Origin of the sequence: Corallococcus sp. 4LFB (assembly GCF_046520365.1) — a bacterium.
Lineage (GTDB): Bacteria > Myxococcota > Myxococcia > Myxococcales > Myxococcaceae > Corallococcus > Corallococcus caeni.
The window spans coordinates 1-4,152 of sequence record NZ_JBKGHJ010000622.1 but is presented as its reverse complement, the minus strand read 5'-3'; the positions used below and the strand labels follow the sequence as shown (position 1 = coordinate 4,152).

The 4,152-nt window shown below is 72.0% G+C and carries 4 protein-coding genes and 1 pseudogene; all 5 read left to right on the top strand.

Going from position 1 to position 4,152, the window contains the following annotated elements:
- Positions 1-194 precede the first annotated feature (194 nt).
- The 5 genes and pseudogenes from ACLEQD_RS38255 (at position 195) to ACLEQD_RS38235 (ending at position 4,107) form a co-directional block, all read left to right on the top strand.
- Positions 195-1,058 (top strand): tetratricopeptide repeat protein, encoded by an 864-nt coding sequence (locus ACLEQD_RS38255; RefSeq protein ID WP_410390782.1) that lies wholly within the window; start codon positions 195-197, stop codon positions 1,056-1,058.
- Positions 1,055-1,189 (top strand): hypothetical protein, encoded by a 135-nt coding sequence (locus tag ACLEQD_RS38250; RefSeq protein ID WP_014395184.1) that lies wholly within the window; start codon positions 1,055-1,057, stop codon positions 1,187-1,189. Before ACLEQD_RS38255 ends, ACLEQD_RS38250 begins: the two co-directional genes overlap by 4 nt.
- Positions 1,190-1,255: 66 nt before the next feature.
- A complete protein-coding gene (locus tag ACLEQD_RS38245; RefSeq protein WP_410390781.1) occupies positions 1,256-2,179 on the top strand; it encodes a 5'-nucleotidase in 924 nt (307 codons plus the stop codon).
- A 319-nt stretch (positions 2,180-2,498) separates the two neighbouring features.
- Positions 2,499-3,209 (top strand): annotated as a pseudogene (locus ACLEQD_RS38240) (condensation domain-containing protein); the annotation flags it as partial.
- Between the two features lie 112 nt (positions 3,210-3,321).
- The gene (locus tag ACLEQD_RS38235; RefSeq protein WP_410390783.1) at positions 3,322-4,107 is read left to right on the top strand and encodes a condensation domain-containing protein; all 786 of its coding nucleotides are present in this window, start codon (positions 3,322-3,324) and stop codon (positions 4,105-4,107) included.
- Positions 4,108-4,152 lie beyond the last annotated feature (45 nt).

The following is a 4,152-nucleotide window of genomic DNA, read 5'->3' as shown; positions in this document are numbered from 1 at the left end:
GGGCGGGCGCGGCCGGTGCCCTTCTTCCTCAACCTGCCCCGGGCTCCGGGTGGCCTGCGCCCGGGCCGTGGAGCGGCTGGAGGCCGAAGGGCCGCGCTGAGGGGGCAGGGGGCGGCCCGCCTGCCCGGCGTGCCGTCCAGAAGGGCGAAACAGGAGCGGCGCGCGGGGCGCTTTGGACCTAGGATGCCCGACCCATGCGCAGGCTCGTGCTCTTCGCCCTGTTGACCGCCGCCGTTCCCGGCTGTTTCTACCCCGCTGACCGCGGCCGTGCCCTTGAAGCCAAGGTGGACCGGCTGGGCGCGGACAACGCGAAAATGGCCACCGAGCTGAAGGAGGCGCGCGACCAGCTCGCCGCCACCCAGCCGAAGATTGACGAGAAGATCGCCCAGGTGACCCAGGCCCTGCAGAGCCTGGACACCGCCGCGCGCCGCAAGGACGCGGACATCGGCGTGCAGTTCCAGAAGACGGTGGAGGACCTGGCGCAGCTGCGCGGCCAGGTGGAGACGTACCTCTACAAGATCGCCGAACTGGAGGCCGCGCTCGGCAAGAGCACGGAGGAGACCAACCAGCGGCTGCTGGCGCTCCAGGGCACGGAGGCGGTGAAGGAGGCCGAGGCCCGGAAGAAGGCCGAGGAGCTCCAGCGCCCCACGGACAAGAAGGCGTTCCTCGCGCTCGCGCAGGAGAAGGCGAAGGCCGGCGACGCGCTGGTCGCGCGCCAGCTCTACAACGAGTTCGTGAAGAAGTGGCCCCGGGACGCGCTCGTCGGCGAGGCGCACTTCGGCCTGGGCGAGACGTACTTCACCGAGTCCAAGTGCCGCGAGGCCCTCTTCGAGTACGGCAAGGTGGTGCAGGACTTCGCGAAGACGGCGTCCGCGCCGGACGCGTACCTGCGCTCCTCCGACTGCTTCCACAAGCTGAAGATGAAGGAGGAGTCGAAGCTGGCGCTGGAGGAGCTGGTGAAGAGCTACCCCAAGTCGGACGCGGCCAAGACGGCGAAGACGAAGCTGGCGGAGCTGGACAAGAAGTCCGCGCCCGCCGCGAGGAAGGGGAAGAAGTGAGCCCCCGCGCCCCCCGGCTCGCCGCCCTGGCGCTCCTCTTGCTCCTGCCCCTCGTGGCGGGGGCCGCGCCGAAGAAGCTCGTGCTGCTCTTCACGGGAGACAATGGGGGCGAAGTCGCCCCCTGTGGTTGACGCCACAACCCGTCTGGCGGTCTGGCCAGACGAAAGACGGTCCTGACGCAGGAGCGCGCGAAGGGCGTGCCGGTGCTCGCACTGGACGCGGGCAACGCGCTCTTCAAGACGCTGGCGGACGGCCAGGACGCGACGGCGAAGCCTCGCGCGGAGCTGCTCCTGGAGCAGCTGGACGCGCAGGGCTACGCGGCGATGGCCGTGGGCCAGCGCGACCTGGTGCTGGGCGTGGACTTCCTGAAGAAGAAGACGAAGGGCGCGAAGCTGAAGCTCGTGTCCGCGAACCTCGTGGACGCGAAGGGGCAGCCGCTCTTTCCCGCCTCGGTGGTGACGACCGTGGGCGGGCTGAAGGTGGGCGTCATCGGCGTGTCGCCCGCGTCCGCGGACGGCGCGGCCCTCCTGCCCGAGGGCGTCCGGGGCCTGCCGGTGGGGCCCGCGGTGGCCGCGGAGGTGAAGCGCCTGCGCCAGAAGGAGCAGGTGGGGCTGGTGGTGCTGCTCGCGGCGGTGCCCTACGTGGAGGCCGTGAAGCTGGCCCAGGGCGCCGAGGGCGTGGACTTCGTGGTGCAGTCGCACGACGGCCGCGGCGTGGGCATGGCGCAGCGCCAGGGCGTGTCCACGCTGGTGCCGCCCGGGGAGCGCGGCCGCCAGGTCGCGAAGCTGGAGGTGTCCGTGGAAGGGACGGGCCCCTTCACCGACCTGTCCGAGGCGAACCGCGCCCGGGAGAACCAGCGCATGGTGGAGGCGAACATCGCGCGGGTGCGGGAGCGCCTGAAGGCGGAGCAGAACGAGGACACGCGCCGCTCGCTCCAGGAGACGCTGACCTCCTTCGAGTCCCGGCGCGACGCGCTGGCCCGCACGGCCGCGGCCCAGGGCCCGGCGACGGGGCGCACCTATCTGCTGACGTACCTGCAGCTGGGCGCGGACGTGGCGTCGGATGCCGCCGTCCAGAAGCAGGTGGAGCGCGTCGAGCCACCCGGCTCCGCGGGTCACTGAGCCGGCTTGCGTGGAACCCACCCCGTCCATCCTGGGACGGGGCTGAAACACCTGTTTCATTCGCCCTGACGCGGGAGGTGTCGTGCCTGTTCCAGCCCCGCTGGAGAGCAGGCAGGCCGCGCGTCATGGAACGCATGGCAGGCCGCTGTTCGACCGAATAATGTGAACAGCAGGTTTTATGGCCTCCCCCACGCTGCTCGCGCGACGAGCGGCAGGCCGCGCGTGATCGACATTTGGCGACATTGACCCGAAGACCCCGCGTCCGGAGTTCCGGGCGTCCTTCAGGGCCGAGTCGCGTCCAGAGTGCGGAGTCAATTCGATGAGCAGCAGCGGTGATCTGTCGAAGCGAATCGCGAACCTGTCTCCGGAAAAGCGCGCGGAGCTGCTGAAGAAGATGGCCGCGCAGAAGCAGGTCGCGGGCGCGGCGAACCGGGCCTCCTTCCCGCTGAGGGATCGCTCGCGGCCGGCGGAGCTGTCCTTCGCGCAGCAGCGCCTGTGGTTCATGGATCAGCTGGCCCCGGGCAGCCCGCTCTACAACGTGCCCGTGGCGGTGCGGCTGGAGGGCGCGCTGGACGTGGACGTGCTGGAGCGGTCGCTGCGGGAGGTGGTGCGGCGGCACGAAGCGCTGCGCACGACCTTCCAGGGAGGCGAGAGCGGGCCGGTGCAGCACTTCGCGGACGCGCCCGTGCTGGAGCTGGAGCGGACGGACGTGAGCGCGCTCGCGCCGGACGCCCGGGACGCGGAGGCCTGGCGCCGGGTGAGGGAAGGGGCGCTGCGCCCCTTCGACCTGGCCACGGGCCCGCTGATGCGCGCGGTGCTGGTGCGGCTGGCGGACGCGGATCACCTGCTCCTGGTGGCGATGCACCACATCGTCTCCGACGGCTGGTCGCTGGGCGTGCTCGTGCGCGAGGTGGCGGTGCTCTACGCCACGTTCCTGCAGGGCCAGCCGTCGCCGCTGCCGGAGCTGGCCGTGCAGTACGCGGACTACGCGGCGTGGCAGCGGGACAGGTTGCAGGGCGCGGCGCTGGAGAAGCAGCTGGCGTACTGGCGCGGGCAGCTCTCCGGGGCTCCGCCCGCGCTGGAGCTGGACGACGGACAAGCCCCGGCCCGCGGCGCGCGGCTTCCGGGGCGCGCGCACGCCCATCCAGTGGTCGCGCGAGCTGACGGACGCGCTCCGGGCGCTGGCGCAGCAGGAGGGCGCGACGCTGTTCATGGTGTTGCTGGCCGGGTGGCAGTCGCTGCTGTCGCGCTACTCCGGCCAGGACGACGTGAGCGTGGGCTCCCCCATGGCGGGCCGGACGCGCTCGGAGCTCGAAGGCCTCATCGGCATGTTCGTCAACACGCTGGTGCTGCGCGCGCGCTTCACGCCGGAGCTGTCCTTCCGGGGGCTGCTGCGCCAGGTGCGCGAGACGATGGTGGGCGCGACGGACCACCAGGACCTGCCCTTCGAGCGGCTGGTGGAGGCGCTCCAGCCGGACCGCGACTCGGGGCGCACGCCGTTCTTCCAGGTGATGTTCGCGCTGCAGAACGCGCCGCGCGGCCCGGTCGCCGTGCAGGGCCTGAAGCTGAACGCGATGGAGGTGGACACGCGGACGGCCAAGTTCGACCTGCTCCTCCAGCTCACGGAGGCGGACGGGAGCCTGAGCGGCTACGTGGAGTACGACACCGACCTCTTCCACGACGCCACCGTCGCGCGGATGGTGGAGCACCTGCGCGGCCTGCTGGAGGCCGCCGTGGCCCACCCCGGCAGGCCCGTGGCCCGGCTGCCCATGCTGGGCTCCGCCGAGCAGCGCCTGCTGGCCGAGGACTGGAACCGGACGCAGGCGGCGTATCCGCGGGAGCGGCGGTGCACGTGCTCTTCGCGGAGCAGGCGCGGAAGACGCCGGACCGGGCGGCGGTCGTGCAGGGCGCGGATGGCCGGACGCTGACGTACGGCGAGCTGGACGCGAAGGCGAACCAGCTGGCGCACCACC